This window comes from Undibacterium sp. 5I2 (assembly GCF_035019605.1).
GTDB lineage: Bacteria > Pseudomonadota > Gammaproteobacteria > Burkholderiales > Burkholderiaceae_D > Undibacterium.
This window is the reverse complement of record NZ_JASJVS010000007.1, coordinates 1-26030: the sequence shown is the minus strand read 5'-3', so window position 1 is coordinate 26030 and position 26030 is coordinate 1. Positions and strand designations below refer to the sequence as shown.

Sequence of the window (26030 nt, the reverse complement as noted above, 5' to 3'; positions counted from 1 at the left end):
GAATGACGGGACCGGGGCATGCGGGAGTGACGTGCTGTGGCCTAATTTGCCCGGACACCTCAATCGGTGGAAAATACACCACCTGAGGAGTAACACATGGCAACAAGAAAACGCAAAACATTCGATCCGAGCCTAAAGCTGGAAATTGGTTCAGCATGCATTCAAGCCCTCGAGCATCAATTAATTCATGTCAACCTACAAGTCCGACAAGCGCTCACCCCAACCAAGGCCGCAACCAAGCGAGCCCAGCCGAGGTACCGGCACGCGGCCGATATTCACAGCCGACCCAACCGCGATAATCCAATTCGTCGAGCAAGGCAAACAAGTGCGGATAATTCAGTTCGCCCCGATCAGGCTCTTGCCGCGCCGGTACACCGGCAATCTGTACATGCCCAATACCAGCATGCGGACGGTGCATATCGCGTTGCAATTTACTGCTGACATCGCCCTCCATGATTTGACAATGATAGATATCAAATTGCACTTGCAAGTGGCTGACGCCGATGTCTTCACAAATACGCTGAGCTTGCTCTTGGCGCTGCAAAAAATAAGCAGGCATGTCGCGGGTATTGATAGGCTCGATCAATACCGTGATGTTTTCGCGCGAAGCCAACAAGGCAGCATGCGCGAGATTACTCAAATACACCGCCTGTTGCCGCGCCATATCGAATTGCGGCGCAATCATACCGGACATCACATGAATCTGCCGATTGCCGAGCACACGCGCATACTCCAGCGCACGCTCAAAGCCACGCTTGAATTCATCCTCACGCCCCGGCTGTGCAGCGATGCCACGCTCACCGGCCGCCCAGTCGCCTGGCGGGGCATTGAACAGCACCTGCTGCAGCCCCGACTCAGCCAAACGGGCCGCCAGATCGGCCGCAGCATACTCATACGGAAACAAATATTCAACCGCAGAAAACCCATCTTTGGCAGCCGCAGCAAAGCGCTCCATGAACGGTAATTCCGCGTACATCATGCTCAGGTTGGCGGCAAATTTCGGCATCATGCCTCCTTATCGTTGCGCGTAGCGTAGCGTTGCGCCAGCACGGCACACACCATCAATTGCAATTGGTGGAACAGCATCAGTGGCAATAACACCATGCCGACACTGGCGCTGGAAAACAAGACTTTCGCCATCGGCACCCCGCTGGCCAGACTTTTTTTCGAAGCACAAAACACGATGGTGATCTCATCTTCCTTACTAAAGCCGAGGCGACGACTGAGCAGCACCGTCACACCCATGATCACGGCCAGCAACACACTGCTGATGAGCAGCAGACTCAACAACATCGTCGTCGGAATTTGCTGCCACAAGCCCTGCACCACCGCCGCACTGAAAGCCACGAACACCACCAGCAAAATCGAACTCTGGTCGACCATTTTAAGTACCACGATGTGACGCGTAATCCACGCTTGCAAATACGGACGCGCCAACTGCCCGGCTACAAACGGCAGCAGTAACTGATACACAATCTTGAGCATGGCATCGAGCGAAGAATTACTGTCACCGGAAGCTTTGATGACGACACTGACCAACAGCGGCGTGAGCACGATGCCGAGTAAATTACTGGCCGAAGCACTGCAGACGGCCGCCGGCACATTGCCGCGCGCTACCGAGGTAAACGCAATCGACGACTGCACGGTCGACGGCAGCACACATAAAAACAAAATACCGAGATACAAGTCCGGCGTCACCAAGGGCAACAGTGCCGGCTTAAGCAGCAAACCGAGCAAGGGAAACAGTGCGAACGTCACCGCCAGCACCAACAAATGCAAGCGCCAATGGGTCGCGCCGGCCAACACTGCCTCGCGTGACAGTTTCGCCCCATGCATAAAAAACAGCAAACCGATCATACCGGTCGACAGATCATCAAAGCGCAGCGCCAGCGTACCGCGGGCTGGAAAGACACTGGCGATCAGCACCACCGTCAGCAGCATCAAAGTCATATTATCGGGAAGGAAGCGCGGTCGTTTCATAGGAGAGGATGGTTAAAATCATTTGGAGTAAATCAATGCCATTGTACTGCAAGGCCCTGCCCGACACGGCGATATTGTGTTGTAAAGAAATGTTGCGAGCCTAAGGGGATGCGTAACTGTTCAAGGCATAGCGGTTGCGCAGTTCATCAAAGAAATGAAATAAGCTACGAGTTAGTCGATCATCAAAAATCTGACCTGGGTGTAAAACCCCGGCCTTCAGAGGCTGTCGCAAAAGAGTTTTCAGTCGGTATCATTACTCCAACTGGCCGACATGTCATTCCCCCATGCTCTCGCCTCGTCATTCCCCGCGCAGGCGGGGAATCCAGTGGCACGACAGTGCCTTCAGGGTGAGAGGGTCGATCACGGGCACTTTTTTTTCCTGTTAAATCAACACGTCCTGCTGCGCCTGAGCCGCACAGATATAAAAGGCGCGTGCGCGCCACTGGATTGCCGCCTGCGCGGCAATGACGAATTGGGCGACTGGGTGGATACGTAGTCGACCTGGCCTGCTCTCGACTCGTCATTCCCCGCGCAGGCGGGGAATCCAGTGGCACGTCAGTGCCTTCAGGGTGAGAGGGTCGATCACGGGCACTTTTTTTTCTGTGAAATGAACACGTCCTGCTGCGCCTGAGCAGCACAGATATAAAAGGCGCCTGCGCGGCAATGACGAATTGGGCGGCTGGGTGGATACGCAATCGACCTGACTTGTGGGTAAGGATCAGTGCGCTTTTGCGCGAGAACCTGACGGCGTTCGTGCTTAAAAAAAATGCCAGAAATCATGCTGTTTTCCGTGCTGAAAACGATACTGTGTTCCAGCCAAAAGCATGCGGAACTGACGAGGTAGTCGGTGTTTCATGTGTGAAAAAGCGTCCATCAGGCTTGTGCGACAGCCTCTTGAGGGCGGGAAGGATGTCAACCCGATCCCGATTGGTAGCAAAGCAGTAATATGTTAAGCGGATCTGAACTGGAGTTCTCTATGAATATCAATGCTTCCATCATCGATCAAAGAGTAGATGGCATCAAAGAAGAAATTCGCGAACGCGCACAGTCAGAATTAGGCTGCCAACACGATGAGACCAAGCTGAAATCCTTGGCGTTCGTGTATTTTTCGGTTCGTACGATGCTCGATCTGGAACCGGATGAAGCCTTCGATTGTGTCACAGATCGCTCGCAAGATTTTGGTGTTGATGCGATGCATATCACCGAAGTTGTTGATGGCGAGTTTGGTGTGACACTTTTTCAGGCAAAATACAAGGCCAAATTAGATGCCACTTCAAACTTTGAAGAAAGAAGCATCGATTCACTGATTAACGCCATCAAATATATTTTTGATCCCCATGCCAGATTGGCGGCCATTAACGACCGGCTTGCAGTCAAGGTAGCAGAAGTACGCTCGATGATTCGCGATGGCCATATTCCGCGAGTGCGTGTCATTGCATGCAACAACGGATTACGCTGGAATAAATCGGCAGACGAAGCGATTGCCAGGGCCGCCTTCGGCGACCAAGTCAGTTGGGACTACGTCAATCATGACATTTTATTAAGCATCCTGCAGCGCATCAAACATATCGACACCACATTGAGACTGACCGGCAAAGCGACCGTGGAAGATATGCATTACAGCCGCGTCTGCATCGGTCGCGTACCGGTCAGCGAGATTGCAAACTTAATGAAAACACATGGAGAAAGGCTGCTTGAGCGCAACATTCGTCGTTATCTTAGTTTGCATGGCAATCGTGTGAACGAAGGCATTCGTAACACTTTATTATCACCCTATTCTTCCAACTTTTATTTTTTTAATAACGGCATCACATTAGTCTGCAATGATTTTTCATACAATGCCCTGCAAAACAGCAACTTTCAAGTGAAAATTGAAAATTTGCAGATTGTAAACGGCGGTCAAACCTGTATGACCATATTGAAGACCAGCGAAGAACTTGAAATTTCCGGGCAACATTTACCGGAAGATGCATCCGTCTTGGTTCGCCTGTATAAACTACCTAAAGACGATGAAGACATATTTTTACAGATTACGCATGCGACGAACAGTCAAAATCCGGTAGATCTGAAGGATTTGAAGTCCAATGATGAAAAACAAAAACAGTTGGAAAGTCACATTCAGGATTTCGGCTTTGTCTATCGTCGCAAACGTGCGGATGGAACAGGCAAGCCAAGCGACATCACCCACGGCACGGCTGCGGAAGCATTGCTATCGGTATGGCGGCACGCACCCCGCCAAGCGAAATTTTTCGCCAGAGAACATTTCGGAAAACTCTATGATGTCATCTTCACAGCGCAGTTGAACGGCGCTCAAGTGATCACGGCCGTATTGATTTATCGTATTGCTTAAAATCATCGTCGCCGCCCGGCTGAGCATGATCCGATTTTTGTTCGTTATGCGTCTTGTTTCATAGCGATGCGTATGGGCGTACGCTTACTTAAAGAAATGAACACGCGACAAGAAGACCTGGACCATAAAAATTTCACCATCGCTCGCGAAAAAATTGAGCATGATGGCGAGCGCTATTTCAACGAATCCGTTCATGACGTCAATATTGCACTGAAGCGTCTTTACGGCAACAATGAAATCTCCATGCAGCAACTCTCGGCGACATTCCGCCGTGGCGATTTAGTGTCGGAATTACAAGTGATGGATCGGTTTGACGATTTGGAAAAGTAAGGGAAGCGCCGATTGAATCGCAGTGGAATTGGTCGTTGCCAATGAGGATAGAATGCAGGGGTGGTAAGCCCAAACCGGCGGAATTTGCCCGCTGTGCTGACAGTTCCTGCGTACAACCCGCTACCGACTGCTTACCGACTTTGAAACGCTTGCACCCGTTTTATTTCAGTAGTAACATCTCTACATTATTGAATGTATGTGAGGTGTCGCCATGACCATTACCACCTTATCAAGCCGCGAGTTCAATCAAGGGGCGAGCGAGGCAAAACGGGCCGCAAAGAATGGGCCGGTGTTCATCACCGACCGAGGTAAACCCGCGCATGTCCTGTTGAGCTTTGACGACTATCAGAGGCTGACTAAGCAGCGGCGCAATATCGCCGACGCGCTGGCAATGCCGGGGATCGCCGACATGGAGTTTGCGCCGCCACGCGTGAGCATCCAAAGCCGGCCGGCTGATTTCTCATGATGTTTGTTCTCGACACCAACGTGGTGTCCGAACTACGCAAGGTCCGGCTTGGCAAGGCCGATGCGAACGTGACGGCATGGGCGGAAAGCGTTGATGCCGCCGATCTCTTTGTATCGGCCATCACCATCATGGAACTTGAGCTTGGCGTTCTGTCGATTGAGCGCAAGGATGTGACCCAAGGCGCCATGCTGCGTTCGTGGCTGGAACAGCACGTATTGCCCGAGTTTTCCGGTCGCACGCTGCCTGTCGACACCGCCGTGGCACTACGCTGCGCCCGACTGCATTGTCCCGACCAGCGCGGCGAGCGTGATGCACTGATCGCGGCCACTGCCCTTGTGCATGGCATGACCGTGGTCACTCGCAACGTCGCTGATTTCAAGCCTACGGGAGTCAGCCTCATCAATCCGTGGGAGGTATCGCAGTGACAGAAATGAACACGCGACAAGAAGACCTGGAGCATAAAGAGGCGCTTAGATCGGAAACCAGAATAATTTCTCGATGCTCAGTACATCATCCTGACTAACGCCTGCAATAGCGGAAAATTCTCGCCAACGAGATATCGCTGATTGGGCATCAAGAATGATGGAACGTATTTCGCCAATACCAAATCGATCTGCTTCAACCAATATATCTTGAAGCTCAAAATCTCTGAATTTTCCGTTGACCGACATCAGGTGCTGCGAAACCCATTCACTGTGCGGATTATAGGAAAATGTCATATCGTAGGCGGGGCTGAGTTCCCATTGCGATCCTTGTTTTAACAGAAAAGAAAAATTCTTGGAATGGTCATCGCAGTTCCGCGCCATAAGATTGAATACCATGCGTCTGAAAGCTTGTACCATCGATTCCCGTGCTAAGCCTAAATCACGAATGGTCATAAAAAACTGCGCATAGCTGTTGGTCGCCTTTTTTTTATAATCGACGTGTGCCATAGCACAGAGCGTTTGCAAGTGGTGACGGACATTATTTTCTTCCCGGTCGAAGCGGCGCGTCATAAAATGAGCGCGACCGTTTTCCTCCAATAGACGACATTCAGTCATGGCAACACCTGCGGCCTTTGCCATAAGGTAATACGCATACTCGATACGGCCGTAACCCATGCTGCTAGAAAACTCCTTATCCTTGCCAACACCATCAAATTTCAGTAACCAATGGGTGAAGCCTAGGTCGACGTTGGCATGACCTGAACGGATTTCTTGACTGTCGGGATTCCATGCAATCACCGCTTTTGCTCTGGCACCACCAGCTGAGGTGCCGACTTCGATGATGCTACGCAAAGCAGCTTTTGTATGATCATCATCGCCGAAGGTCCCGGAAACTACATTACGTGCTTCTTGGACGAGCGAGCTTAAGACAATCGCGCTTGAGGACATTTTCCGTGGGCCGTGTTGCGGTTTGAATTCCATCGCCCCCATCGAACGTGATCCCATATAGGCAAGGCGATCAAGTGCTGAAATTTGAGATGAGGAAATACCGCGCTCTGCCATGAAGCGGTCGACGAGTGCTGAGCCAAAATCATCGGGTAGAGCGTCGGCCAACATCGCCGGTAAGCGTTTGTAGGTGGCTTCGGGCAAATCAGAAAACATCACCGGTTCGCTGGTCGATTTCAAAGGCATCTGCAGTGGAGAGAGCTCAATCGATGATTGTCTGAACTTTTCGGCGTAGGAAAAAACGTAATAAGCATAAATAGGATCGAGCGCTACGGCACCAACCAACTGCCCCCAAATAGACACTTGAATGATTTTTGCCGGCGTATAGCGGCTTTTTTTAGTCGACGGGGGCATAAGTTATTCCTTCGAGCTGCGGCGTGCGCGTTGGCGTGGCGCTTGGTTGGCCAGTAAGGTCATTGGATTAATCGTGGCGATAGGAGAGAGGGATTGCAACCATTCTGTTTTCCCGAGTCCACGTAATACTTTGATGAGGGTTTTAACGGATGCACCATGGCCAGTTTCAAGATTCTTAAGGGCGGTGACGCTGAGACCTGCTTGAGCGCATAGGGTTTGCTGGTCGATATTTTTGAGTAAGCGAATTCTCTTGATCGTCTCACCGAGTAAGGATTCGAGTTCCTCGTTATTTAGTTGATTCATTTATGAGCCTTTAAAGAAGTCATTAAACAATAAAAATTAGTTTAAGGGGCTTAATTAAGCTAATTATACACATAAGTATTTTTTCTTATATTAGCAGAATTTTCTTGAAAGAGGCACAAAGTGACTCAAACTACTATCATGTAATAGATTTAATAAAATCTTTTATGGCAATATACAAGGTCTTGCAGCTTTAAATAGAATCATTAAATATTAATTCAGATCACCAATAATGCAATTAACCCACAGGTGGCCAACAAGAGCCATGAGGTCGACCGACCACTGCCTCCCCCCCTTTCTGAAACCACCCTTACTCACTCTTTTTATTCTTTCTTTTCTTTACTCTTTTCACTCTTTCGGGCGAATCGAAAAAACCGAGCTGGCAAAACAGTGGGAGGTCGATGAGCCGAGTCGTTATTCGGAGTACGGATGGGGTGCGAGTAGGGTAGTTCATCTGAGTGTTAATTGCATATCTGGTTTTTGGCTAGTTAATAGCCTGTCAACCAACTCGTATACTCACCCGTTCTTGTAAGCATGGCTATCTGCATAACTCATTTCTGTTGTGTGATCAGTAGCCAAGCGTGCCATTGCCTCAGTAACGGTTGGGCTTGTTCCTGACGTAGCTGTTGACGCCCCGTCGTATTGAGCGAACTGGCTTGCTGTTCAATGGCATAGAGCTGGCCGATATAGCGTAGCGCCCCTGCGGCGATCGGACTGGCGTTGGCCGCATGCAGATCAAAGAATTTACGCCGCACATGGGCCAGGCAGGCCAGTGCGGTGACGCCCTCGGCGAACATCGCTTTATACCCCACGTAATCGTCCACCATGAGCGAGCCCCACCAACCCGAAAAGAAGGCGCGCGCGCTCGCACCGGCGCGACCGGTCTGATAATCAAACACGACGATGCACTGCCCCGGTTCCTTATCGTTCGAACGATAAGGTGTTCTGTGGAAGAACCCCCAAAAGTGTTCGTTCTGAGTTAGTTCACTTTCCAGAAGTGTAAAAAATTGCTGACGAATCGGTCGCGAGGTATCATCTTCGAGCACCAAATGCAGCTCCATAGCGATCAGTGACATTTTCGGATTCCACCGCGCAGGCAGCACAGATAAAGCGGTGACGAATATCTGCGTTTAAGGGAAACCTGAGGGTCTGGAAATGAGGTAGTGACGCCGCTTTCACCATTAGAGTGGCAATAGCACCGCATTGACTGTACAGTGAACCTATATCAACAGATGACACGTGAATGTGTCAAAGTAGAACTAGGTGACCAAAAATGAAAAAACTTGTTGAATTCCGTTCGTATATTTTGAAGCCGGAATGCCGCGACGCCTTCCATCGCTTGGTGCAAGAGGCATCCTATCCGCTGCTGCGAAACTGGGGCGTCGATGTCGTGGACTACGGCCCTTCCGCACATGACATCAACGCCTACTACTTGATTCGCGCCTATTGTGATCTGCCAGACCGTGCGGTGAGTCAGGATGCGTTTTATGGCAGCAGCGACTGGCGCGACGGCCCTAGGGAGTCCATTGTTGCGCTCATCGAGTGCTATACATCGTTCACGCTCGAATTGGACGAAGCCGTGGTCAAAGCCTTGAGAACGCAATGATTTCCTGCACTTTAGGGCACTAGCTTGAGACTGTACTCATAATAGTGTTCGTCCCGTACCCAGCCAGTGGCGCTATAGAGCGCTTGGGCCGCTTCGTTGCTCTTTGCTGTCGACAAAGTCAGCGACAGCGCGCCAAGCGATGTCGCATACTCGGCGGCAGCTGCGATGAGTCGCTTGGCCACACCGCGCTGGCGACTGTTCTCGTCGACGTACAGATCATTGAGGATGAATATCCGCTCCAGCGACAGGGTGGAAAACGATGGATACAACTGTGTAAACCCGAGTATACGGTCGCCATCGATGGCCACGAAGGTGCTCGATTCCTTGTACAGGAAGCGCGCTTGCAGGAACTCCCGTACGGCAGAAACATCGCTTGTGCGTCCATAGAATTGACGGTATTGGTCAAGGATCGTGGCCAGCTTGTCGAGGTCCGATGTTGCAGCCTGTCGCGTAGTAAAAGTGTTCATAGATCTCGGTGAAGTAGATTGAAATGGGCCTCGATCATTTGTCCGCAATCGAAGTGTTGCTGCGAACCGGCTCGGTCGGACGCCGGCATCGCCTTGCTGCCTATGGCGACGCCCGCGCCCGCGGATACCCGTGGGTACCACTAGGAGCGCGACCCGAAGGCCGCACAAAAAATCAATCGTTGACCATCAGAATACCCGAGCATCAAAGTGGAAATGAAGCAAAGATTGGCACTGACCGACAGGGAACTGACAATTCTCAAATTGCACAGCAGGGGGTATCGGGCCAGCGATATTGCGGCCGAATTGGCGCTGTCGCCCAAGACGATCCACAATGCCGTGCAAATGATCAAAGACAAGTTCGATGTGCAAAATTTTGATGCGGCGCTCAAAACCGCCAACTCCCACGGTTTGCTTTGGTAGCCCCTAACCGGGGCGCTGAGCTGGCAAGCTCCTTGCTATCCTTGCTGTTTGCTGGTCGGGCATCCCAGCCATTGTGCGCATCCTATCCATCGTGTCACGCCACATGGGCTAGGCGCGCCTGTGGTAGGCTAGCCTGGGCGACATCCGCGCACCGCACCAGATGCAGGCGCGCGCAGGCATCAAAAATCAGGACTTGGGAGAGAAATCCATCGTCCAATTCGTCTCCCACGTTACCCCGTCGTCATTCGAGAAGGCCTGCTCCCAGCGTGGTCCGTTCGATGCTAATGAATTCCATTGGAAGCGCACCTTGATCGGGACACCATCGAGCACGTCGCTGGCATAAAACACGCCGACCCCATCGGAAAAATCACCGACCACGGGAACGTCCAAGCTGTCTGGAAAGCGCCCGTCCAACCACCAGATCGACCATTTTTTCGTATCGACGTTATAAGAACGTAAGGCCACTGCACGAAACGAACCCTCGGGAAAGTGCAGGTGATTGTCTTCCAGATTGCCCAAGCCACCCAGTATTTTCCTCGTGGAAGAAACGCCGTCAAACTCCACCCATTCTTCGCTGCCTTTCAATCTTTCTTTTAAGCGACGGTGCTTGACTACCCAGTCGCCAATCACGAAATCAAAGTCTCCGGGAGTTTTAGAATCCAATTCATTCAACACAAAAATTACCTTTCAAATATTTGTTCAACTAAAAAAACTTCGCTACTTCATGCAATCGCCTTTCCGATCAGGCACGCAACGCAATCGACACCTGCGACGAAATGGCAGCCTGTATTCGCGCACAATGTCAAGCTAGGGCAGAACGCCCTCTGTCAATTCCAGGAGCAATACAAGTTGGCGTTTGGATCACGTGTTGCTTGTGTCAAGCCAATGACGAGTTGCGTAGCGATTTCGGTGTTCTGACTTGACAGCGTAACATGTGAACTACGGATTTCCTCTACCTTTCCATCTATCTGCGACCAAAAAATTTTTCATAATCAATCCTCAAGTGACAGACGAGGTCTAGGCTCGGCAAACAGGTCCACTCAATGCGCTTTATCCAATCGTCTACATGGACTGTATGCATGTCAAGGTCCGCGATAGCGGCGCTGTCAGAGTCAAGGCTTGCTACCTTGCCATCGGCGTCAATATGGATGCTATCGAGGAAGTTCTCGGCATGTGGGTGGCCCAGACCGAAGGGGCCCAATTCCGGCTGCAGGTGCTTACCGAACTGCGTAATCGCGGCGTCAGCGATATCTTCATTGTCTGCGGCGATGTTCTAAAAGCCTCCACGGAAGCAATCAAGGCGGCCTTCCAGAAAGCCACGGTGCAACGGTGCAACTGTGTATCGTCCACATGGTCAGACATAGCTTGAACTTTGACGGCTGGAAAGAACGCAAGCAAGTGGCGGCTGAATTGTCGTCGTTGCGACTCGATTTGCCTCACTAAGGTGATTATCCGCGCCGAGGCAGCCGCCTGCGCCGAGCTGAGCGTCGTGCCAATGGTCGGCGGCGACCGGTGCGACTGGATAAAAAGCTAGACCAAAATTGAACTCCTCATATTGAGATTTTAAAAATCCTGCGGTATGCTTTTTCTCGGTGCTGAACACACCTCCCTGACAGCGGTTTCCCGTGCCCGAAAGTTACGGTCTTCATAGGAGGCCATCATGGTTACGCATTCTCCCGTTGCGTGCGCATCGTCACCCCATCCCTCTTTTGCGCTACACCGCTTGTATCAACTGCAAGCCACGCTGGAACGCTTGCGTGGGATGCAAGTCGATACGCTCAAGGTCATAGCTTTTGATCAATTACTCGACGAGCTTTCTGCCATCTGCGCCGCTTTTGATGATTTGCACATGATTCGCCGCGAAATGGGTATGAATGATCAGGCACTCGTTTTATTGCTGCAAATGTTAGATGATGCCGGCGACGAAGCCGTGGCATCGCACGGTTTGCACGCTTTGATACAGCCTTTACGCGAAAGGCATGAGCGCAATTGGCGCTGTGTGGCGAGTTTGATTTGATGCAGGCTGCGTCGGACACGCAGGCAGCCGTGCCGTCTGTCAGGCTGAGGACAGCGCGGAACAAACCACATTCCGCCCTGTTATCGGCATGGTCCACTTCTGACTGATGTTGTTGCGCGCCAAATAAAACAATTTGAACACGGCAGCATCGATCAGAAACGGCGCGCATGTCTTGGTAATTTTTCGCAGACGCCTAGGGAAGCGCAGATTTAATCCAAGCGGTTTGTCCGCCGCCACTGAGGCGCACTGCTGCGTTGCCTTTCACTGTCAATAGCTCGCTATTGACAGTGAAAGGCGCCTTGCATTGCATCCTCATTGGCAACGGACAATTCCACAGCGATTAAATCCGCGCTTCCCTAGTGACCGACGCGATGGCCTTGGTGTGCAGAATACTTTTCGGATATCTGGCGGATAGTCGAAACATGGCGTGATACGCGCCATGTTTCTATCAGCCTTGTCAATATTTGTAATCAAACAAAGATGCTTGATCGTTCAGCAGACATGCTTTATTGTATTTTGTATTCAAGGTACTTAGGGAAGCGCAGATTACAGACAAGAACGTAGTCAAGACGCTGCGGAACACCTTACCAACCAAGCAACAATTACAGCTTTCAGCGCGAAAGGAAATCCATCATGACGACATTGAAACTGACTCTGCCTGATGAGCTGGCACAACGCGCGCGGAGTGCAGGTCTGCTGACTGATGCGGCTATCGGGACCCTGCTCGAAGATGCCATCCGTCGTGACGCAGGCCGGCACCTCTTGGCGGTCGGCCTGCGACTGCAGACGGCCAATTTTGCACCGATGAGCGATGAGGAACTTGTCGCCGAAGTCAACGCTGTGCGCGCCGCACGCCGCGCAGGCAATACGTCGAACTGATGCGAATGGTTTTGGATACCAACGTCGTCGTATCAGCGTTATTGTGGTGTGGTATGCCTTATCGCTTGCTGCAGCGGGCGGTAGAAGGTGACGTTGAACTCTTTCCCTCGCCAGTACTGGCGGCGGAGTTTGGCGAGGTTTTAGCTCGGCCACATTTGGCGACGAAATTGCTAGAGCAAGGTACAACGGCCAATGCTGTCGTGGCGCTGTATCTGGAATTTGCGCGCGTCGTATCGCCACTTTTTGTAACGTGTGTTGTGCCTGACGATCCCGATGACGATCATCTGATTGCGTGCGCTCTGGCGGCACAGGCCAATGCCATCGTCTCGGGTGACAAGCATCTGTTGAACCTGCACGTCTATCAAGGCATGCACATCGTGACGGCAGCGCAGGCGTTAACAATGATGGACAGCTGACGTACTGCAGCACGGCTGATACGACACCGCTTAAATCCGCGTCTCTCCAGACTACTTGCATCCGTTTTTTGGGGGAAAACCGAAGATTCTATCGAAATCGCCTTTCCCCGATGATTTTCTTACTTCACAAAACAATAACGGCGGTATTTTGCGGTATATTTTTTACCTCAAAAAAAATACTGGAGAGCACTATGCAAAAATCTTGGATCGCCAGCGTCCTGGCCCTGGCGTTTTCTCTTCCCATCGCGCCAGCGAACGCCGCCATCAACGATACCGCACCCTACCAATGGAATCTCAGCGATTTGTATGCCGACCGGGCGCTGTGGGACAAAGATGCGGCCTTCATGACTGAGCAAATGCGTCAACTCGGGCGCTGTAGCCAACACCTCGGCACTACGGTCGGCGAATTCAAAACTTGCCTCGACCTGTATGCCGACATCAGCAAGCGTTACGCACGCCTGCAAAGCTACGCCAGCCAATACCGCGATCAAGATACCGCTACCAATGCCGGGCAAGATGTGGCACAGACGGCCGACCTGCTCGGCAGTCAATTCGAGCAAGCCAGCGCCTTCCTGCGTCCCGAGTTACTGCAACTGGGCGAGAAGAAAATTGCCGCTTTTCTTAAACAAGAGCGCTCGTTAGGCATGTATCGCTTCATGCTCGAGGACATCGCGCGCGGCCGCAGTCATACGCTCGATGCCAAAGGTGAGCAACTGATCGCCGACTTCGGTCTGGCCACCAATGCCGCCGCCGCTGTATTTACCACGCTATCCAACGCCGACATGCCTTGGCCGAAAGTAAAATTATCGAATGGCACGGAAATCGTCATCGATCAAGCCGCCTACACCAAGTACCGCGCCGCACCGGTACGCGCCGACCGCAAGCTGGTGTTCGATGCTTTTTGGGGTAAATGGCAAGAATTCGAACGCACTTACGGCGTCACTTTTTACGAGCAATTGAAAAAAGATTCGGCCTATGCCAAGGTACGTAATTATCCCGATTCACTCTCGGCTGCACTCGATGCCGATAATATTCCGCGCGCCGTCTACGATACCTTGATCGCCCAAACTCAGGCTAACCTACCTACCCTGCATCGCTACTTCAAGTTGCGCGGAAAAATGCTCGGAGTCGCCGACCTGCATTATTACGATATGTATCCGGCGCTGGTATCGGGCGACTACCACTACGCGGTTGAGGAAGGCGTCCAGCTCATGCTGGCTTCGGTCAAACCGCTCGGTGACGAGTATGTGAAAGCCATGAGCGCGGCCAGCACTGCGCGCTGGATGGATGTCTATCCACGCCCGCACAAACGTTCCGGCGCGTATATGAACGGTGCGGCTTACGATGTCCACCCCTACTTGCTGCTCAATTACAATGATGACTATGAATCGGTCTCGACCCTGGCGCACGAATGGGGTCATGCCATGCATTCCTACTTAGCTAATCGCAACCAAGCCTTCATCACTTCCGGCTATCCAACTTTTACCGCCGAAATCGCCTCGACCACGAATGAAGTGTTTTTGCTCGAACATATGCTCAGCATCGCCAATAGCGACGATGAGCGTCTGCTCTATCTTGGTTCGGCATTGGAAAACCTGCGCGGCACCTTCTTCCGTCAAGCCATGTTTGCTGATTTCGAGCGCGAAGTCCACGCCCGTGTCGATCGAGGTGAATCGCTGACCGGAGAAGCGTTGAGTAAAATTTACGGCGACATCCTCAAACGCTATCATGGCGATGCCGAAGGCGTGATGAAAATCGATCCGGTCTATGCCAGCGAATGGGCGTATATCCCGCACTTTTACACGCGCTTTTATGTGTTCCAGTACGCCACCTCGATCGCTGCCGGCTCGGCATTTGCCGCTGAAATACTACAAGGCAAGCCTGGTGCGCGCGACAATTATCTCGCCATCCTCAAAGCCGGTGGTGCCGAACATCCGTATCAACTGGTTAAACGCGCCGGCGTCGATCTCGCCACTCCCGCGCCTTATCTGGCGGTATTCAAACGAATGAACAGCATCATGGATCAAATCGAAGCCATCCTGGCCAAGCGCTGAACAAGGCGGTAGCCGGTTTGTTTGAAGTCGAATTCTGCTACTTTTGATACACATCAAAAGTAGCATCGCCGCAGCGTTGTAAAGTGAAGCCAGACTATCGGAGGCTCACTATGTCCGCACGAAATTTTCACCCGGTATCGATTGATATCATTCATCACGAACACGAACACCTGTCGGCCGTCATACAAGGTATGCTGTATTTTGTACGCGGCATAGAAAAAGGCAGCGCCGCACCCGACTTGAAAGTATTTCGCGCCATGCTGTATTACATCGCCGAATACCCGGAAAAAGTCCACCACCCCAAAGAAGACCAATATCTGTTTACGAAAATCCGCGAACGTACGCATCAACTTGATGCGGCATTGGAAGAATTGACTGAGCAACACAGCCAAGGCGAACGTCTGGTACATCAATTGCAAGACGCCCTGCTCCAATATGAATTCGTCGGCACACCGGCGTTTCCGAATTTCCGTGATTTGGTCGAACAATATGCGTCATTTTATTATGCGCATATGGCAGTGGAAGAACAATCGATCATGCCGATCGCGCGTCAGGTACTCAATGTCAGCGACTGGCAAGAAGTCGACTTAGCCTTCATGGAAAACCGCACGCGTCTCGATCAAGCCGGTGAACGCTACCGCTATGAGCAATTGTTTTCACTCATCGTCAACATCAGTCCGGCCCCGATAGGCGTGGCCGAACCGCTGTAATGCGCTGTTAGCCTGCCACACGGCAGGCTAACGCTAACGCTGTAAGCTGTCCCAAACTTTCTGTAAGCGCTTGACCGACACCGGCATCGGTGTACGTAATTCTTGCGCAAACAAAGACACCCGCAATTCTTCCAACAACCAGCGAAATTCCAGCAACTTCGGGTCACCCTCGGTGCCGGATTTGCGCGGGCTGCGCTGCCAAGGCTGCGCCACGCTCAACCACTCGGCCAGCAGTTTGCCATCGCGCGCAGGGTCGGCGCGCAATTTTTCCATCCTTACCGTAATCGCCTTCAGGTAGCGCGGAAACTGCGTCAATTGGGCGAATTCGGTCTCGGCGATGAAACGCTTCCCTATCAGTAATTGTAGTTGCGCTTGCATATCAGCCGCTGCGGCGGTATGCGCCTTAATACCCTGTAACTTCTTCGGCAAGCTGTGGTACTCGGCCAGGATTTGCCCGGCCATGCGGGCGATTTCATTCGCCAGCAAATTCAGGCGAGCCTTGCCTTCTTCGCGCCGACGCTGGAATTGTTCTGCCGTCGCTGGCAAAGGGGCTTGCAAACAGGCGCGCTCAAGCGCGGTTTCGATGATTTGCTCGCGCAATTCTTCTTGCGAGCCCAGCGCCATGAATTGCATGCCCATTTGCTGCAAACCGGGAATATTTTTTTCCAGAAATTTGACTTGCTCGCGCAATTGCAAAGCGAATAAACGACGCAAACCACGCCGATGAATGCGGGCTGCCTCATCAGGGTCATCGAAGACTTCGATTTGACAATGTGTCAAATGGTCGACTAAGGCGGGATAACCGATCAAGGTTTGCTTACCTTGCTGCACTTCCAAAAGTTCCGGTAAACTACCGAAGCTCCAGGCCGTCAGCTTTTCTTGTTGTTGCAGCAGCGGCGCGGCCGCAGCGAGCGGCTTCTGCGCGCCGGCGGCTTTGCTGGCCACTGCAGGCTGCGCCGCAGCGCTGCCAGTGCGATCAAGCAGGGCCAATTTATCAGCACTGGCGATGCGCTGAAAACTTTCGCGCGCTTGGGTACCGAATTCCACCCGCAGCGTACTCAGATTGCGGCCCATTTCGAGTTGCCGGCCATGCTCATCAATGACCTTGAAATTCATCGTCAAGTGCACCGGCAGCGTCTCGAATTTAAAATCCGTACTCATGCACAGCAAGCCTTTTTGCGTGCGGATATCGGCGATCACGGCATCAAGAAAATTACCCTTACCGAAATCGCAGCGTTCAGCAAACCCTGCCGCATACTCGGGCAAAGGCACGCAATGGCGGCGGATTTTTTGCGGCAGCGATTTGATCAGCAGATGAATTTTTTCTTTCAACATGCCCGGTACCAGCCACTCGCAGCGTTCCGCTGAAACCTGATTGAGCGAAAACAGCGGCACACACAAGGTGACGCCGTCACGCGGGCTGCCCGGCTCAAAATGGTAAGCAAGTTGCAAGGCCACGCCCGATACCTGCATGGCTTTCGGAAATAAATCGGTGGTGATGCCGGCCGCTTCATGGCGCATCAAGTCATCTTTGTTCAAGTACAGCAGTTTCGCATCGGCCTTCACCGCTTCCTGATGCCATTGCTCGAACAAGACGGCGTTGTACACCTCGGCCGGCAGCAATTGATCATAAAAGGCGACGATCAATTCCTGGTCAACCAAGACATCGAGGCGGCGCGATTTATGTTCGAGATTTTCAATTTCACGCACCAGTTTCTGATTGTGGGCGAAAAACGGCGCGCGCGTGTCGAACTCGCCTTCGACCAAGGCCTCGCGAATAAAGATCTCGCGCGCCTCGACCGGGTGGGTCAGACCATACTGCGTGCGTCGCTGGCTATAGACCACCAAACCGTATAAGGTGGCACGTTCAAACGCCGAGACTTGGCCGGCGCGCTTTTCCCAACGCGGTTCGCCATACGATTTACGCAGCAAGTGACTGCCGACCTTCTCCAACCACTCCGGGTTGATCTGAGCGATGCCACGTCCATACAGGCGTGTGGTATCGACCAACTCGGCCGCCATGATCCAGCGTCCGGCTTTCTTCACCAAGCTAGAACCGGGCCAGATAAAGAATTTAATGCTGCGCGCGCCGAGGTAATGCGCTTCCTCATCCGCTTTGTAGCCTATATTGCCAAGCAAACCGGTCAGCAAAGCCAAATGCAATTGCTCATAGGTGGCCGGTGTCTCGTTGATGCGCCAGCCCTGTTCTTTGACGATGGTCAGCAATTGCGAATGCACTTCGCGCCATTCGCGCAAGCGCAACTGATTCAAAAAATTGGCGCGGCAATTATCTTGCAACTGGCGATTGGTTTTTTTATGCGCAATCGCCTCTTCAAACCAAGTCCAGATTTTCAGATACGACTGAAATTCGGATTTTTCATCGGCGAATTTTTTATGCGCGGCATCGGCCGCTGCCTGCGCTTCCATCGGCCGATCACGCGGATCCTGCACCGACAAGGCTGCGGCAATGATCAACACTTCGTGCAGCGCCTGATTATCGCGGGCGGCCAAGATCATCCGACCGACGCGCGGATCGAGCGGCAATTTGGCTAACTGTCGCCCCACCGAGGTCAACTGGTTGGCTTCATCCATCGCCCCCAATTCCTGCAGCAATTGGTAACCATCGGCAATCGCGCGACCAGGCGGCGGCTCGATGAAAGGAAATTCTTCCACATCGGCCAGACGCAGCGACTTCATACGCAAAATCACCGCCGCCAAGGACGAGCGCAGAATTTCCGGCTCGGTGAATTTCACACGTTGCAGGAAATCGCTTTCTTCGTATAAGCGTATGCACACCCCGGCCGCCACGCGACCACAACGACCGGCACGCTGATTGGCCGCCGATTGGGCAATCGCTTCGATCTGCAATTGCTCGACTTTGTTGCGATAACTGTAACGCTTGACGCGCGCCAGCCCGGTGTCGACCACAAAGCGTATCCCCGGCACGGTCAGCGAGGTCTCGGCCACATTCGTAGCCAACACGATGCGCCGCGCATTCGATACTTTAAACACGCGCTCTTGTTCTTGCGCCGACAAGCGCGCGAACAGCGGTAAAATTTCCACATGGGCCGGATGATGCTTGCGCAAGGCTTCGGCCGCATCACGAATTTCGCGTTCCCCCGGCAAAAACACCAGCACATCACCGGAACCGATGCGACACAATTCATCGACGGCATCGGTAATCGCGTCCATCAGGTCGCGTTCTTTATCCGAATCTTGTACCGGACGATAGCGTAACTCGACCGGATACAAACGCCCCGACACTTCAATCACCGGTGCCGGCCGGCCCAAACCATCGGCAGTAGGGGCGGCAAAGTGATTGGCAAAACGCTGGGCATCGATGGTGGCCGAGGTAATGATCACTTTCAGATCAGGACGCTTGGGCAGCAACTGCTTGAGGTAACCGAGCAGAAAATCAATATTGAGGCTGCGTTCATGCGCCTCATCGATGATGATGGTGTCGTATTGACGTAGTAAAGGGTCGCCCTGGGTTTCGGCCAGCAAAATACCATCGGTCATCAACTTCACCGAAGCCCCGGCAGTGAGGGTATCGGTAAACCGCACCTTAAAACCGACATGCTCGCCGAGCGGAGAATTCAGTTCCTGTGCGATCCGCTTGGCGGTCGACGAGGCCGCGATCCGACGCGGCTGGGTATGACCGATCAGACCGGCTTGACCGCGCCCGAGTTCGAGACAAATTTTTGGTAGTTGCGTAGTCTTGCCGGAACCGGTCTCACCGCAGACGATGACAACTTGGTTGGCCGAGATGGCAGCAGCAATATCGGCACGCCGGCCCGACACCGGCAATTCTTCGGGAAAACTGATACGCGGCGGTGGATTACGGAATGGCAGCGACGGCGGTACAGGCTGTGTCGGCGGCACCTTCGCTGCTGGCGCGCCGCGCCGAGCAGCAGCAGCGTGCGGCTTGGCGGCTTTCCCCGCTTCGGGTGCAGGCGCAGCCGCACGCAATTGTCCGCGCAACTCGCGCAGTCCGGCCAAGCCGTCGGGCCGAATTTTTTCGGTAGAATTTTTAGGGGGCAAAGTAGAAGACATATCGGTGCGCATTATCCCAGATTTTTTCCGCATCGGTGAGTAAGGGCACAGGAAATTGGGCGAAACGCTGCGATTGTCGACTTTTCAGCAAGAACTGAAGCGCTTGGACATGCCACTTTGAAAACTCTTTGCGGCGCACTACTGCGCCAGACTGGGGCAGGCTGATCGCAGAGCAAAAAAAAATGCCCAATTTGAGCCAGCCACATGCAGAAGCCACATTGCCGGCGAAGTCTCAGATTATAATGTCGCCATGGAAAATCCCGTTCAATTCGTCGACTGGCTGCGTTCAGTCGCTCCCTATATTCACGCCTTCCGCGGCAAAACCTTCGTCGTCGCCTTTCCCGGCGAACTGGTGATGGCTGGTGCCTTGCCGGTGTTGGCACAAGATTTATCGCTGCTGCATGCGCTCGGCATTAAGATCGTCATCGCCCACGGTTCGCGACCACAAGTTGCTGAACAACTGGCGCTGCGTAATGTCGAAGGTAATTTCCATAACGGCATACGCATCACCGACACCGCTGCGCTCGAATGTTCGAAAGAAGCGGCCGGTGAATTGCGTCTCGATATAGAGGCCGCCTTCAGTCAGGGCTTACCGAATACGCCGATGGCGCACGCCGCCATCCGCATCATTTCCGGCAATTTCGTCACCGCGAAACCGATCGGCATCGTCGGCGGCGTCGACTTCGGCCTCACCGGCATCGCCCGTAAAGTCGCTTACGACACTATACACCGCGTTCTGGAGGGCGGTAACTTGGTGCTGCTCGGCCCACTGGGTTTCTCCCCTACCGGTGAAGCCTTCAATCTGACGATGGAAGATGTCGCCGTCTCGGCCGCCACTGCCCTGCGCGCTGACAAATTGATCTTCATCTCGGAAACGCCGATGATGGTTGATCGCGATGGCGATGAAATTCGTGAGCTCTCCTTCAGCCAGGCCGAACACGAACTCAAGGCCGATTATTTGCCGGCCGATTCCGCGTTTTACCTCGAACATGCCGTCAAAGCCTCGCGCGGCGGCGTGGCGCGGATACATATCGTGCCGTATGCGATGGATGGTTCGGCCTTGCTGGAATTATTTACCCATGATGGCGTCGGCACCATGGTGTCGTCGGAAAATCTGGAGAGTCTGCGCGAAGCGACGATTGAAGACGTTGGCGGCATCATCAAGCTGATCGAACCACTCGAAGCCGATGGCACTCTAGTGAAACGCGGTCGCGAACTGATCGAACGCGAAATCAATTACTTCTCCGTCATCGAGCATGACGGCGTCATCTTCGGCTGTGCTGCCTTGTATCCCTTCCCATTTGAAAAAATGGCGGAAATGGCTTGCCTGACTGTCAATCCCGATGTCCAAAGTCAGGGCGATGGCGAACGCATTCTCAAGCATATGGAAAAACGCGCGCGCCGCGCCGGCTTTCATTCGCTCTTCGTACTCACCACCCGCACCGCCCACTGGTTCTTGAAACGTGGTTTCGTCAACGCCTCATTCGACGATTTGCCGAAAGACCGCCAGAAAATGTATAACTGGCAGCGCAAATCACTGGTGCTGATCAAGCAATTGTAAGCGCGTCGGCCTCGGCGCTGCAGTCAGCGCGGCTGCACGACGAGGTTTCCATTATAATTCGGTCTGTTTTTGTATACCGGTATCACACAAGGAGTATTACCATGGCCCGTACAGTTCACTGCATCAAACTCGACAAAGAAGCCGATGGCTTGGATTTCGCCCCGTATCCGGGCGAACTGGGCAAACGCATTTACGACAGCGTCTCCAAAGAAGCATGGGCCGGCTGGATGAAGCACCAAACCATGTTGGTCAATGAGAATCGTCTCAACTTGGCCGATACACGCGCACGTAAATACCTCGCCACCCAAATGGAAAACCATTTCTTCGGTGATGGTGCCGATGCCGCTGCCGGCTACGTGCCGCCGGTCGACTGAATTCAATCCGCGCTTCCGGAACGAAAAAAGAGCAGCATGCCTTAGCTGGCATGCTGCTCTTTTTTAGCGCAAACCTCAGAATGTCAGTTGCGTCACCCCTTCAGGCGTACCGAGCAAGCAAACATTCGCACCCTGCCGCGCAAACAAACCCACCGTCACGACTCCGACGATATTATTGATTTCCTGCTCCAGCGCCGCTGGGTCGGCGATCTGCAGACCATGCACATCGATGATCACATTGCCGTTATCGGTGAGCACAGGCTGAGCATCTTTCAAGCGCAGCTGCGCTTGGCCGCCCAGCGCATTGAGCGCACGCGTTACCGCTGCATGCGCCATCGGGATCACTTCCACCGGCAGCGGAAAACGCCCCAAACGTTGTACCAACTTAGAGCCGTCGGCGATGCAAATGAAGCGCTCGGCCACCGAGGCGACAATTTTTTCCCGCGTCAAGGCGGCACCACCGCCCTTGATCATCGCCCCCTCATGGGTGATTTCATCGGCACCATCGATATACACCGGCATGCGCGTAATCTCATTCAAATCAAGTACGGTAATACCATGGCCGAGCAAACGCGCAGCCGTCGCTTCCGAAGAGGCCACCGCAGCTTTGATTTTATGTTTGATTTTAGCCAGTTCATCGATGAAGAAATTCGCCGTCGAACCGGTACCGACCCCGACGATATCATTTTCCACCACATACGCAATCGCCGCCTGGGCCACCGCACGTTTCATTTCATCTTGAGTCATCAGAATCTCACTTGAGCATTTGAAAAAAATTTGCCACTATTATACCGGCCACAAGGGCGTCTCATCCATCAGCGCCACCTGCTCACGCAATTCGAGTATCCGATCTTGCCAGTAACGTTCGGTGTTAAACCATGGAAATGCAGCGACAAACGCCGGGTCATTCCAGCGCTGCGCCAGCCACGCCGAATAGTGCAGCAAGCGCAGACTGCGCAAGGCTTCGATCAAATACAACTGACGCGGCTCAAATTCAAAAAAATCTTCATAGCCGGCCAAAATATCGGCCAATTGAGCCTGCATATCTTGGCGCGAACCGGACAATAACATCCATAAATCTTGCATCCCCGGGCCCATGCGACTATCATCAAAATCGACAAAATGCGGCCCGGCTTGCGCGCCCGCTTCCAACCACAACACGTTCCCCATATGACAATCGCCATGCAAGCGCAGCAGCGTGATTGCACCGGCTCGTTCATAACAGCGCGCCACACCGTCAAGCACCTGCTGACTCACGCTGCGATAGGCCGGCAACAGCGCTGGCGGCACAAAATCATGCGCTAACAACCACTCGCGCGGGGCCACCCCAAAACTTTGTAAATCCAAGGCCGGCCGCTCGGCATACGGACGCACGGCACCGACGGCATGGATGCGGCCGATGAAGCGCCCCAGCCATTCCAGTGTCGCGGCATCACTGATTTCCGGCGCCCGCCCACTCTGCCGCGCAAACAAGGCAAACCGATAGCCCTGATACGTGCGCAGGCTCGCGCCATCGCTGCCACACAGCGCCGGCACCACCGGAATTTCTTGCGCTAGCAATTCCTCAACAAACTGATGCTCTTCCATGATGGCCGCATCGCTCCAGCGCTGCGGGCGATAAAATTTTGCGATCACCGGTGCGGCATCATCGAGTTCTACTTGGTAGACGCGATTTTCATAACTATTGAGCGCTAAGATGCGGCCGTCCGTGCGATAGCCGCAGCTATCGACGGCATCAAGCACCAGCAAGGGGGAGAGTTCCGCAAAGGAAGTCGGGAGAATGTGTTCTGTCATGGCCAGATTGTACGTGCACCAGCCCAGTCTGCGCACGGCGATACGCTGATAATGCGCGGAAAAATCCGTAAAACGCGTTACACACCCGCCGCAAAGCGCTACACTGCCGGTATTTCCCTCTTCTCTTCAGGCTCCACCATGCAACTCGACGAACCGCTCAGCGATAAAGAATTCAACGAACTCGACAAATTCCTCATGTCCGACCGCGTCGGCGACGATGGCATGACCATGGACGCCTTGCACGGCTACCTGACCGCCATCGCACTCGGCCCTGAAATGATTGCCATGACCGAATGGCTGCCACTGGTCTGGGGCTTGGCCGATGGCGCAGAACCAGCCTTCAAAAATGACAAAGAAATGCAGCGCGTCACGCACCTGATCGCGCGCTTCATGAATGAAATCCAAATCACCTTCGAAGTGGCACCGCAAGAATTCGAACCCTTGTTTTGCATCCTCGAACAAGATGGCCAAGAATTGATCGATGGCGAAACCTGGGCCTGGGGCTTCTGGGAAGGCATGCAATTGCGCGAAGACGAATGGGAAGCGGCCTGGGATTCGGCCGAAATCGGCCCTTTGCTGCAACCTATCTATCTGCTCGGTGCCGAAGAAATTGATGAAGAAGAATTGAAATTCGTCGATAGTCCGCAAAAATGCCACGAGCTTGCACTGAGTTTGGAAGCCGCGATTCCAGCGATCCGACGTTTCTGGGCACCACTGCGCAAATCCGGTGTCACCACCGTTAAACGCGACACCCCGAAAATCGGTCGCAACGATCCCTGCCCTTGCGGCAGCGGCAAGAAATACAAGACTTGCTGTGGTGCCGAAGCGGTCGCCGAGTAAATAAAGCTTCCACACCGCTGGCGCGGGCCATCTCAGTCCGCGCCAGAGGAAAGCCTCTAGCCCCACGCTGGTCGCCGCACTGGTACTCGTGTTATGTTTATACTTTATACACGAAGCCGGAGACCACAATGAGCTTGCAAGAACAATTCACCCTCGCCTCTATCGATTCCAAGAATTTGCCTGAGCGCCCAGACAACATGACCATGTTGCAAATCTATGCACTGTTCAAACAAGGTAGTCTTGGCGACGCCAGCGGCGATCGTCCTGGCATGACCGACTTTGTCGGCCGCGCCAAGTTCGATGCATGGGCAAAATTACAAGGAACGAGCAAAGAAGCGGCCATGCAGCAATACATCGACTTGATCGCCTCCCTGAAATAATCAGACCCGCAATAAATTCGGCACCGGCAAGCCACTGAGCCCGGCGATCAAATTATCGACCGCACAATGCGCCATGGCACGCCGGGTATTGCCGGAAGCACTGGCAATATGCGGGGTCAGGACCACATTACTGAGTGTTAAAAAATCGGCGGCAAACGCCGGTTCATTCTCAAACACATCCAAACCAGCAGCAGCCAGACGTTTTTCCCGCAAGGCCGTAATCAAAGCTTGATCGTCGACGATGCCGCCGCGCGCCAGATTCACCAGCGTCGCCGTCGGCTTCATCAGCGCCAATTCAGGCGCACCGATGGCATGATGCGAAGCCGGCGAATACGGCAGCACCAAGATCAAATGATCGGCCGTTTTCAGTAATTCTTCCTTGCTGACATAGCGCGCATGGTTGGCCTGCGCCTCATCGGCAGCGGCCAAGGGTGAGCGATTATGATAGATCACCTGCATATTGAAGCCAGTGGAACGGCGCGCAATCGCTTGACCGATACGCCCCATGCCCAAAATACCCAGCGTAGACCCATGCAAATCGGGGCCGAGAAACAAATCGTAACGCCATTTTTGCCATAAGCCGGCCCGCAACCACTGCTCGGCTTCGGTAATGCGCCGTGCCGTTGCCATCATCAAGGCCCAGCCGAAATCGGCCGTGGTCTCGTTGAGTACATCGGGTGTATTACTGGCCTGCACAGAGTGGGCCGCACAAGCAGCCAAATCGATATTATCGTAGCCGACCGCCATATTGGCGACCATTTTCAAATCTGGAACTTGCTGCAGCAAGGCGGCATTGATCCGTGCACTCGATGTCGTCAGCACCCCGGCCTTACCCTGTAACTTGGCGACCAACTCAGCGGGCGTGAAAATCACATCCTCTTGATTCGCCTCGACCTCGAAATGCGCTTGCAAACGCTCCAACACTTCAGGAAAAACCGCACGCGCAACCAGAATGGCAGGCTTCATACTCACCTCAATTAAAATAAACCGTTAATACGCGCGATCTGAATACGCATCAAGAACACGCGGACAGTCATTGTAGCGCATGAGATTTAAGCGTGTTAGGCGCACTTACGGGCGCTTAATTACTCGCAAGCAATTTCCCTCCAGAATCATTTCCAAACTACGCACACAGCAAGGCAGCGCGCCCCTTGCAAACAACTTAATGGATCGTCGCAAAAGGGTAGTGAGTCGGTATCATTACCCTGACTGGTGGCCACGTCATTCCTGCGCGCTTTTGGCAGGAACC

At 53.2% G+C, this 26030-nt stretch carries 27 protein-coding genes and 1 pseudogene; 16 read left to right on the top strand and 12 right to left on the bottom strand.

Going from position 1 to position 26030, the window contains the following annotated elements:
• Positions 1-214: 214 nt before the first annotated feature.
• Both otnI and QN359_RS04385 read right to left on the bottom strand, forming a co-directional pair.
• Complete coding sequence (gene otnI / locus QN359_RS04390; protein ID WP_322248277.1) at positions 215-1006, bottom strand: 2-oxo-tetronate isomerase; 792 nt, start codon at positions 1004-1006, stop codon at positions 215-217.
• Positions 1006-1980, bottom strand: coding sequence for a bile acid:sodium symporter family protein (locus QN359_RS04385; RefSeq protein ID WP_322248276.1), 975 nt, complete (start codon positions 1978-1980; stop codon positions 1006-1008). Before QN359_RS04385 ends, otnI begins: the two co-directional genes overlap by 1 nt.
• A 976-nt stretch (positions 1981-2956) precedes the next feature.
• Between QN359_RS04385 and QN359_RS04380 the strand changes: the two genes are divergently transcribed.
• The 4 genes from QN359_RS04380 (at position 2957) to QN359_RS04365 (ending at position 5551) form a co-directional block, all read left to right on the top strand.
• Positions 2957-4330: an AIPR family protein gene (locus tag QN359_RS04380; protein WP_322248275.1), complete on the top strand. Its 1374-nt coding sequence runs from the start codon at positions 2957-2959 to the stop codon at positions 4328-4330.
• A 72-nt stretch (positions 4331-4402) separates the two neighbouring features.
• A complete protein-coding gene (locus QN359_RS04375; protein ID WP_322248274.1) occupies positions 4403-4660 on the top strand; it encodes a hypothetical protein in 258 nt (85 codons plus the stop codon).
• Positions 4661-4871: 211 nt separating this feature from the next.
• Positions 4872-5126 (top strand): type II toxin-antitoxin system Phd/YefM family antitoxin, encoded by a 255-nt coding sequence (locus QN359_RS04370; RefSeq protein WP_322248273.1) that lies wholly within the window; start codon positions 4872-4874, stop codon positions 5124-5126.
• Entirely contained in the window at positions 5123-5551 is a 429-nt protein-coding gene (locus QN359_RS04365) for a type II toxin-antitoxin system VapC family toxin (RefSeq protein WP_322248272.1), read from the top strand. Before QN359_RS04370 ends, QN359_RS04365 begins: the two co-directional genes overlap by 4 nt.
• 45 nt (positions 5552-5596) lie before the next feature.
• Here QN359_RS04365 and QN359_RS04360 read toward each other — a convergent pair whose 3' ends face one another.
• From QN359_RS04360 to QN359_RS04350, 3 genes are all read right to left on the bottom strand, one after another.
• Entirely contained in the window at positions 5597-6910 is a 1314-nt protein-coding gene (locus tag QN359_RS04360) for a type II toxin-antitoxin system HipA family toxin (protein WP_322248271.1), read from the bottom strand.
• Between the two features lie 3 nt (positions 6911-6913).
• Positions 6914-7213 carry a helix-turn-helix transcriptional regulator gene (locus tag QN359_RS04355; RefSeq protein WP_322248270.1) on the bottom strand — a complete coding sequence of 100 codons (300 nt, stop codon included), beginning with the start codon at positions 7211-7213 and terminating at the stop codon, positions 6914-6916.
• Positions 7214-7761: 548 nt separating this feature from the next.
• Complete coding sequence (locus QN359_RS04350) at positions 7762-8286, bottom strand: IS66 family transposase (RefSeq protein ID WP_322248269.1); 525 nt, start codon at positions 8284-8286, stop codon at positions 7762-7764.
• A gap of 197 nt (positions 8287-8483) precedes the next feature.
• On the opposite strand from QN359_RS04350, the gene QN359_RS04345 reads away from it, so the two are divergent.
• Positions 8484-8816 carry an NIPSNAP family protein gene (locus tag QN359_RS04345; protein ID WP_322248268.1) on the top strand — a complete coding sequence of 111 codons (333 nt, stop codon included), beginning with the start codon at positions 8484-8486 and terminating at the stop codon, positions 8814-8816.
• Positions 8817-8827: 11 nt separating this feature from the next.
• Here the strand turns inward: QN359_RS04345 and QN359_RS04340 are convergent, their stop codons facing one another.
• Complete coding sequence (locus QN359_RS04340) at positions 8828-9283, bottom strand: GNAT family N-acetyltransferase (protein ID WP_322248267.1); 456 nt, start codon at positions 9281-9283, stop codon at positions 8828-8830.
• A gap of 213 nt (positions 9284-9496) precedes the next feature.
• On the opposite strand from QN359_RS04340, the gene QN359_RS04335 reads away from it, so the two are divergent.
• Complete coding sequence (locus QN359_RS04335; protein WP_322248266.1) at positions 9497-9703, top strand: response regulator transcription factor; 207 nt, start codon at positions 9497-9499, stop codon at positions 9701-9703.
• A gap of 186 nt (positions 9704-9889) precedes the next feature.
• Here the strand turns inward: QN359_RS04335 and QN359_RS04330 are convergent, their stop codons facing one another.
• Positions 9890-10375: a DUF1579 domain-containing protein gene (locus tag QN359_RS04330; RefSeq protein ID WP_322248265.1), complete on the bottom strand. Its 486-nt coding sequence runs from the start codon at positions 10373-10375 to the stop codon at positions 9890-9892.
• A gap of 349 nt (positions 10376-10724) precedes the next feature.
• On the opposite strand from QN359_RS04330, the pseudogene QN359_RS04325 reads away from it, so the two are divergent.
• Positions 10725-11125, top strand: a pseudogene (locus tag QN359_RS04325) (transposase); the annotation flags it as partial.
• Here QN359_RS04325 and QN359_RS04320 read toward each other — a convergent pair.
• Positions 11058-11306: a hypothetical protein gene (locus QN359_RS04320; RefSeq protein WP_322251152.1), complete on the bottom strand. Its 249-nt coding sequence runs from the start codon at positions 11304-11306 to the stop codon at positions 11058-11060. The pseudogene QN359_RS04325 and the gene QN359_RS04320 overlap by 68 nt on opposite strands.
• Positions 11307-11363: 57 nt before the next feature.
• On the opposite strand from QN359_RS04320, the gene QN359_RS04315 reads away from it, so the two are divergent.
• The 5 genes from QN359_RS04315 to QN359_RS04295 all read left to right on the top strand — a co-directional run bounded on the left by QN359_RS04315 (position 11364) and on the right by QN359_RS04295 (position 15779).
• Positions 11364-11720, top strand: a complete 357-nt coding sequence (locus tag QN359_RS04315; RefSeq protein ID WP_322248264.1) for a hypothetical protein — start codon at positions 11364-11366, stop codon at positions 11718-11720.
• Positions 11721-12353: 633 nt separating this feature from the next.
• Positions 12354-12599 (top strand): hypothetical protein, encoded by a 246-nt coding sequence (locus QN359_RS04310; protein ID WP_322248263.1) that lies wholly within the window; start codon positions 12354-12356, stop codon positions 12597-12599.
• A 5-nt stretch (positions 12600-12604) separates the two neighbouring features.
• Positions 12605-13015, top strand: a complete 411-nt coding sequence (locus QN359_RS04305) for a putative toxin-antitoxin system toxin component, PIN family (protein ID WP_322248262.1) — start codon at positions 12605-12607, stop codon at positions 13013-13015.
• Between the two features lie 191 nt (positions 13016-13206).
• Positions 13207-15069: an oligoendopeptidase F gene (pepF, locus tag QN359_RS04300; RefSeq protein WP_322248261.1), complete on the top strand. Its 1863-nt coding sequence runs from the start codon at positions 13207-13209 to the stop codon at positions 15067-15069.
• Positions 15070-15179: 110 nt separating this feature from the next.
• Positions 15180-15779, top strand: coding sequence for a hemerythrin domain-containing protein (locus QN359_RS04295; RefSeq protein WP_322248260.1), 600 nt, complete (start codon positions 15180-15182; stop codon positions 15777-15779).
• 33 nt (positions 15780-15812) lie between these two features.
• On the opposite strand, the gene hrpA is transcribed toward QN359_RS04295, so the two are convergent.
• On the bottom strand, positions 15813-19832 hold the full coding sequence (gene hrpA / locus QN359_RS04290; RefSeq protein WP_322248259.1) for an ATP-dependent RNA helicase HrpA: 4020 nt from the start codon (positions 19830-19832) through the stop codon (positions 15813-15815).
• A 250-nt stretch (positions 19833-20082) separates the two neighbouring features.
• Between hrpA and argA the strand changes: the two genes are divergently transcribed.
• Positions 20083-21393: an amino-acid N-acetyltransferase gene (gene argA, locus QN359_RS04285; protein WP_322248258.1), complete on the top strand. Its 1311-nt coding sequence runs from the start codon at positions 20083-20085 to the stop codon at positions 21391-21393.
• Between the two features lie 101 nt (positions 21394-21494).
• Positions 21495-21767, top strand: a complete 273-nt coding sequence (locus QN359_RS04280; RefSeq protein ID WP_322248257.1) for an oxidative damage protection protein — start codon at positions 21495-21497, stop codon at positions 21765-21767.
• Positions 21768-21842: 75 nt separating this feature from the next.
• Here QN359_RS04280 and rpiA read toward each other — a convergent pair whose 3' ends face one another.
• Both rpiA and QN359_RS04270 read right to left on the bottom strand, forming a co-directional pair.
• Positions 21843-22514 (bottom strand): ribose-5-phosphate isomerase RpiA, encoded by a 672-nt coding sequence (gene rpiA, locus QN359_RS04275; protein WP_322248256.1) that lies wholly within the window; start codon positions 22512-22514, stop codon positions 21843-21845.
• Between the two features lie 39 nt (positions 22515-22553).
• Positions 22554-23561 carry a serine/threonine protein kinase gene (locus QN359_RS04270; RefSeq protein WP_322248255.1) on the bottom strand — a complete coding sequence of 336 codons (1008 nt, stop codon included), beginning with the start codon at positions 23559-23561 and terminating at the stop codon, positions 22554-22556.
• 138 nt (positions 23562-23699) lie between these two features.
• Here QN359_RS04270 and QN359_RS04265 point away from each other — a divergent pair, with 138 nt between their 5' ends.
• Positions 23700-24401, top strand: a complete 702-nt coding sequence (locus tag QN359_RS04265) for a UPF0149 family protein (protein WP_322248254.1) — start codon at positions 23700-23702, stop codon at positions 24399-24401.
• A gap of 128 nt (positions 24402-24529) precedes the next feature.
• Positions 24530-24781 carry an acyl-CoA-binding protein gene (locus QN359_RS04260; RefSeq protein WP_322248253.1) on the top strand — a complete coding sequence of 84 codons (252 nt, stop codon included), beginning with the start codon at positions 24530-24532 and terminating at the stop codon, positions 24779-24781.
• Here the strand turns inward: QN359_RS04260 and QN359_RS04255 are convergent, their stop codons facing one another.
• Positions 24782-25747: a D-glycerate dehydrogenase gene (locus tag QN359_RS04255; RefSeq protein ID WP_322248252.1), complete on the bottom strand. Its 966-nt coding sequence runs from the start codon at positions 25745-25747 to the stop codon at positions 24782-24784.
• Positions 25748-26030 lie beyond the last annotated feature (283 nt).

What these genes read in the sequence shown, in the direction of transcription:
- otnI (WP_322248277.1), bottom strand. Translation starts at nt 1,006, where the DNA reads ATGCCGAAATTTGCCGCCAACCTGAGCATGATGTACGCGGAATTACCG.
- QN359_RS04385 (WP_322248276.1), bottom strand. Translation starts at nt 1,980, where the DNA reads ATGAAACGACCGCGCTTCCTTCCCGATAATATGACTTTGATGCTGCTG.
- QN359_RS04380 (WP_322248275.1), top strand. Translation starts at nt 2,957, where the DNA reads ATGAATATCAATGCTTCCATCATCGATCAAAGAGTAGATGGCATCAAA.
- QN359_RS04375 (WP_322248274.1), top strand. Translation starts at nt 4,403, where the DNA reads ATGGGCGTACGCTTACTTAAAGAAATGAACACGCGACAAGAAGACCTG.
- QN359_RS04370 (WP_322248273.1), top strand. Translation starts at nt 4,872, where the DNA reads ATGACCATTACCACCTTATCAAGCCGCGAGTTCAATCAAGGGGCGAGC.
- QN359_RS04365 (WP_322248272.1), top strand. Translation starts at nt 5,123, where the DNA reads ATGATGTTTGTTCTCGACACCAACGTGGTGTCCGAACTACGCAAGGTC.
- QN359_RS04360 (WP_322248271.1), bottom strand. Translation starts at nt 6,910, where the DNA reads ATGCCCCCGTCGACTAAAAAAAGCCGCTATACGCCGGCAAAAATCATT.
- QN359_RS04355 (WP_322248270.1), bottom strand. Translation starts at nt 7,213, where the DNA reads ATGAATCAACTAAATAACGAGGAACTCGAATCCTTACTCGGTGAGACG.
- QN359_RS04350 (WP_322248269.1), bottom strand. Translation starts at nt 8,286, where the DNA reads ATGTCACTGATCGCTATGGAGCTGCATTTGGTGCTCGAAGATGATACC.
- QN359_RS04345 (WP_322248268.1), top strand. Translation starts at nt 8,484, where the DNA reads ATGAAAAAACTTGTTGAATTCCGTTCGTATATTTTGAAGCCGGAATGC.
- QN359_RS04340 (WP_322248267.1), bottom strand. Translation starts at nt 9,283, where the DNA reads ATGAACACTTTTACTACGCGACAGGCTGCAACATCGGACCTCGACAAG.
- QN359_RS04335 (WP_322248266.1), top strand. Translation starts at nt 9,497, where the DNA reads ATGAAGCAAAGATTGGCACTGACCGACAGGGAACTGACAATTCTCAAA.
- QN359_RS04315 (WP_322248264.1), top strand. Translation starts at nt 11,364, where the DNA reads ATGGTTACGCATTCTCCCGTTGCGTGCGCATCGTCACCCCATCCCTCT.
- QN359_RS04310 (WP_322248263.1), top strand. Translation starts at nt 12,354, where the DNA reads ATGACGACATTGAAACTGACTCTGCCTGATGAGCTGGCACAACGCGCG.
- QN359_RS04305 (WP_322248262.1), top strand. Translation starts at nt 12,605, where the DNA reads ATGGTTTTGGATACCAACGTCGTCGTATCAGCGTTATTGTGGTGTGGT.
- pepF (WP_322248261.1), top strand. Translation starts at nt 13,207, where the DNA reads ATGCAAAAATCTTGGATCGCCAGCGTCCTGGCCCTGGCGTTTTCTCTT.
- QN359_RS04295 (WP_322248260.1), top strand. Translation starts at nt 15,180, where the DNA reads ATGTCCGCACGAAATTTTCACCCGGTATCGATTGATATCATTCATCAC.
- hrpA (WP_322248259.1), bottom strand. Translation starts at nt 19,832, where the DNA reads ATGTCTTCTACTTTGCCCCCTAAAAATTCTACCGAAAAAATTCGGCCC.
- argA (WP_322248258.1), top strand. Translation starts at nt 20,083, where the DNA reads ATGGAAAATCCCGTTCAATTCGTCGACTGGCTGCGTTCAGTCGCTCCC.
- QN359_RS04280 (WP_322248257.1), top strand. Translation starts at nt 21,495, where the DNA reads ATGGCCCGTACAGTTCACTGCATCAAACTCGACAAAGAAGCCGATGGC.
- rpiA (WP_322248256.1), bottom strand. Translation starts at nt 22,514, where the DNA reads ATGACTCAAGATGAAATGAAACGTGCGGTGGCCCAGGCGGCGATTGCG.
- QN359_RS04270 (WP_322248255.1), bottom strand. Translation starts at nt 23,561, where the DNA reads ATGACAGAACACATTCTCCCGACTTCCTTTGCGGAACTCTCCCCCTTG.
- QN359_RS04265 (WP_322248254.1), top strand. Translation starts at nt 23,700, where the DNA reads ATGCAACTCGACGAACCGCTCAGCGATAAAGAATTCAACGAACTCGAC.
- QN359_RS04260 (WP_322248253.1), top strand. Translation starts at nt 24,530, where the DNA reads ATGAGCTTGCAAGAACAATTCACCCTCGCCTCTATCGATTCCAAGAAT.
- QN359_RS04255 (WP_322248252.1), bottom strand. Translation starts at nt 25,747, where the DNA reads ATGAAGCCTGCCATTCTGGTTGCGCGTGCGGTTTTTCCTGAAGTGTTG.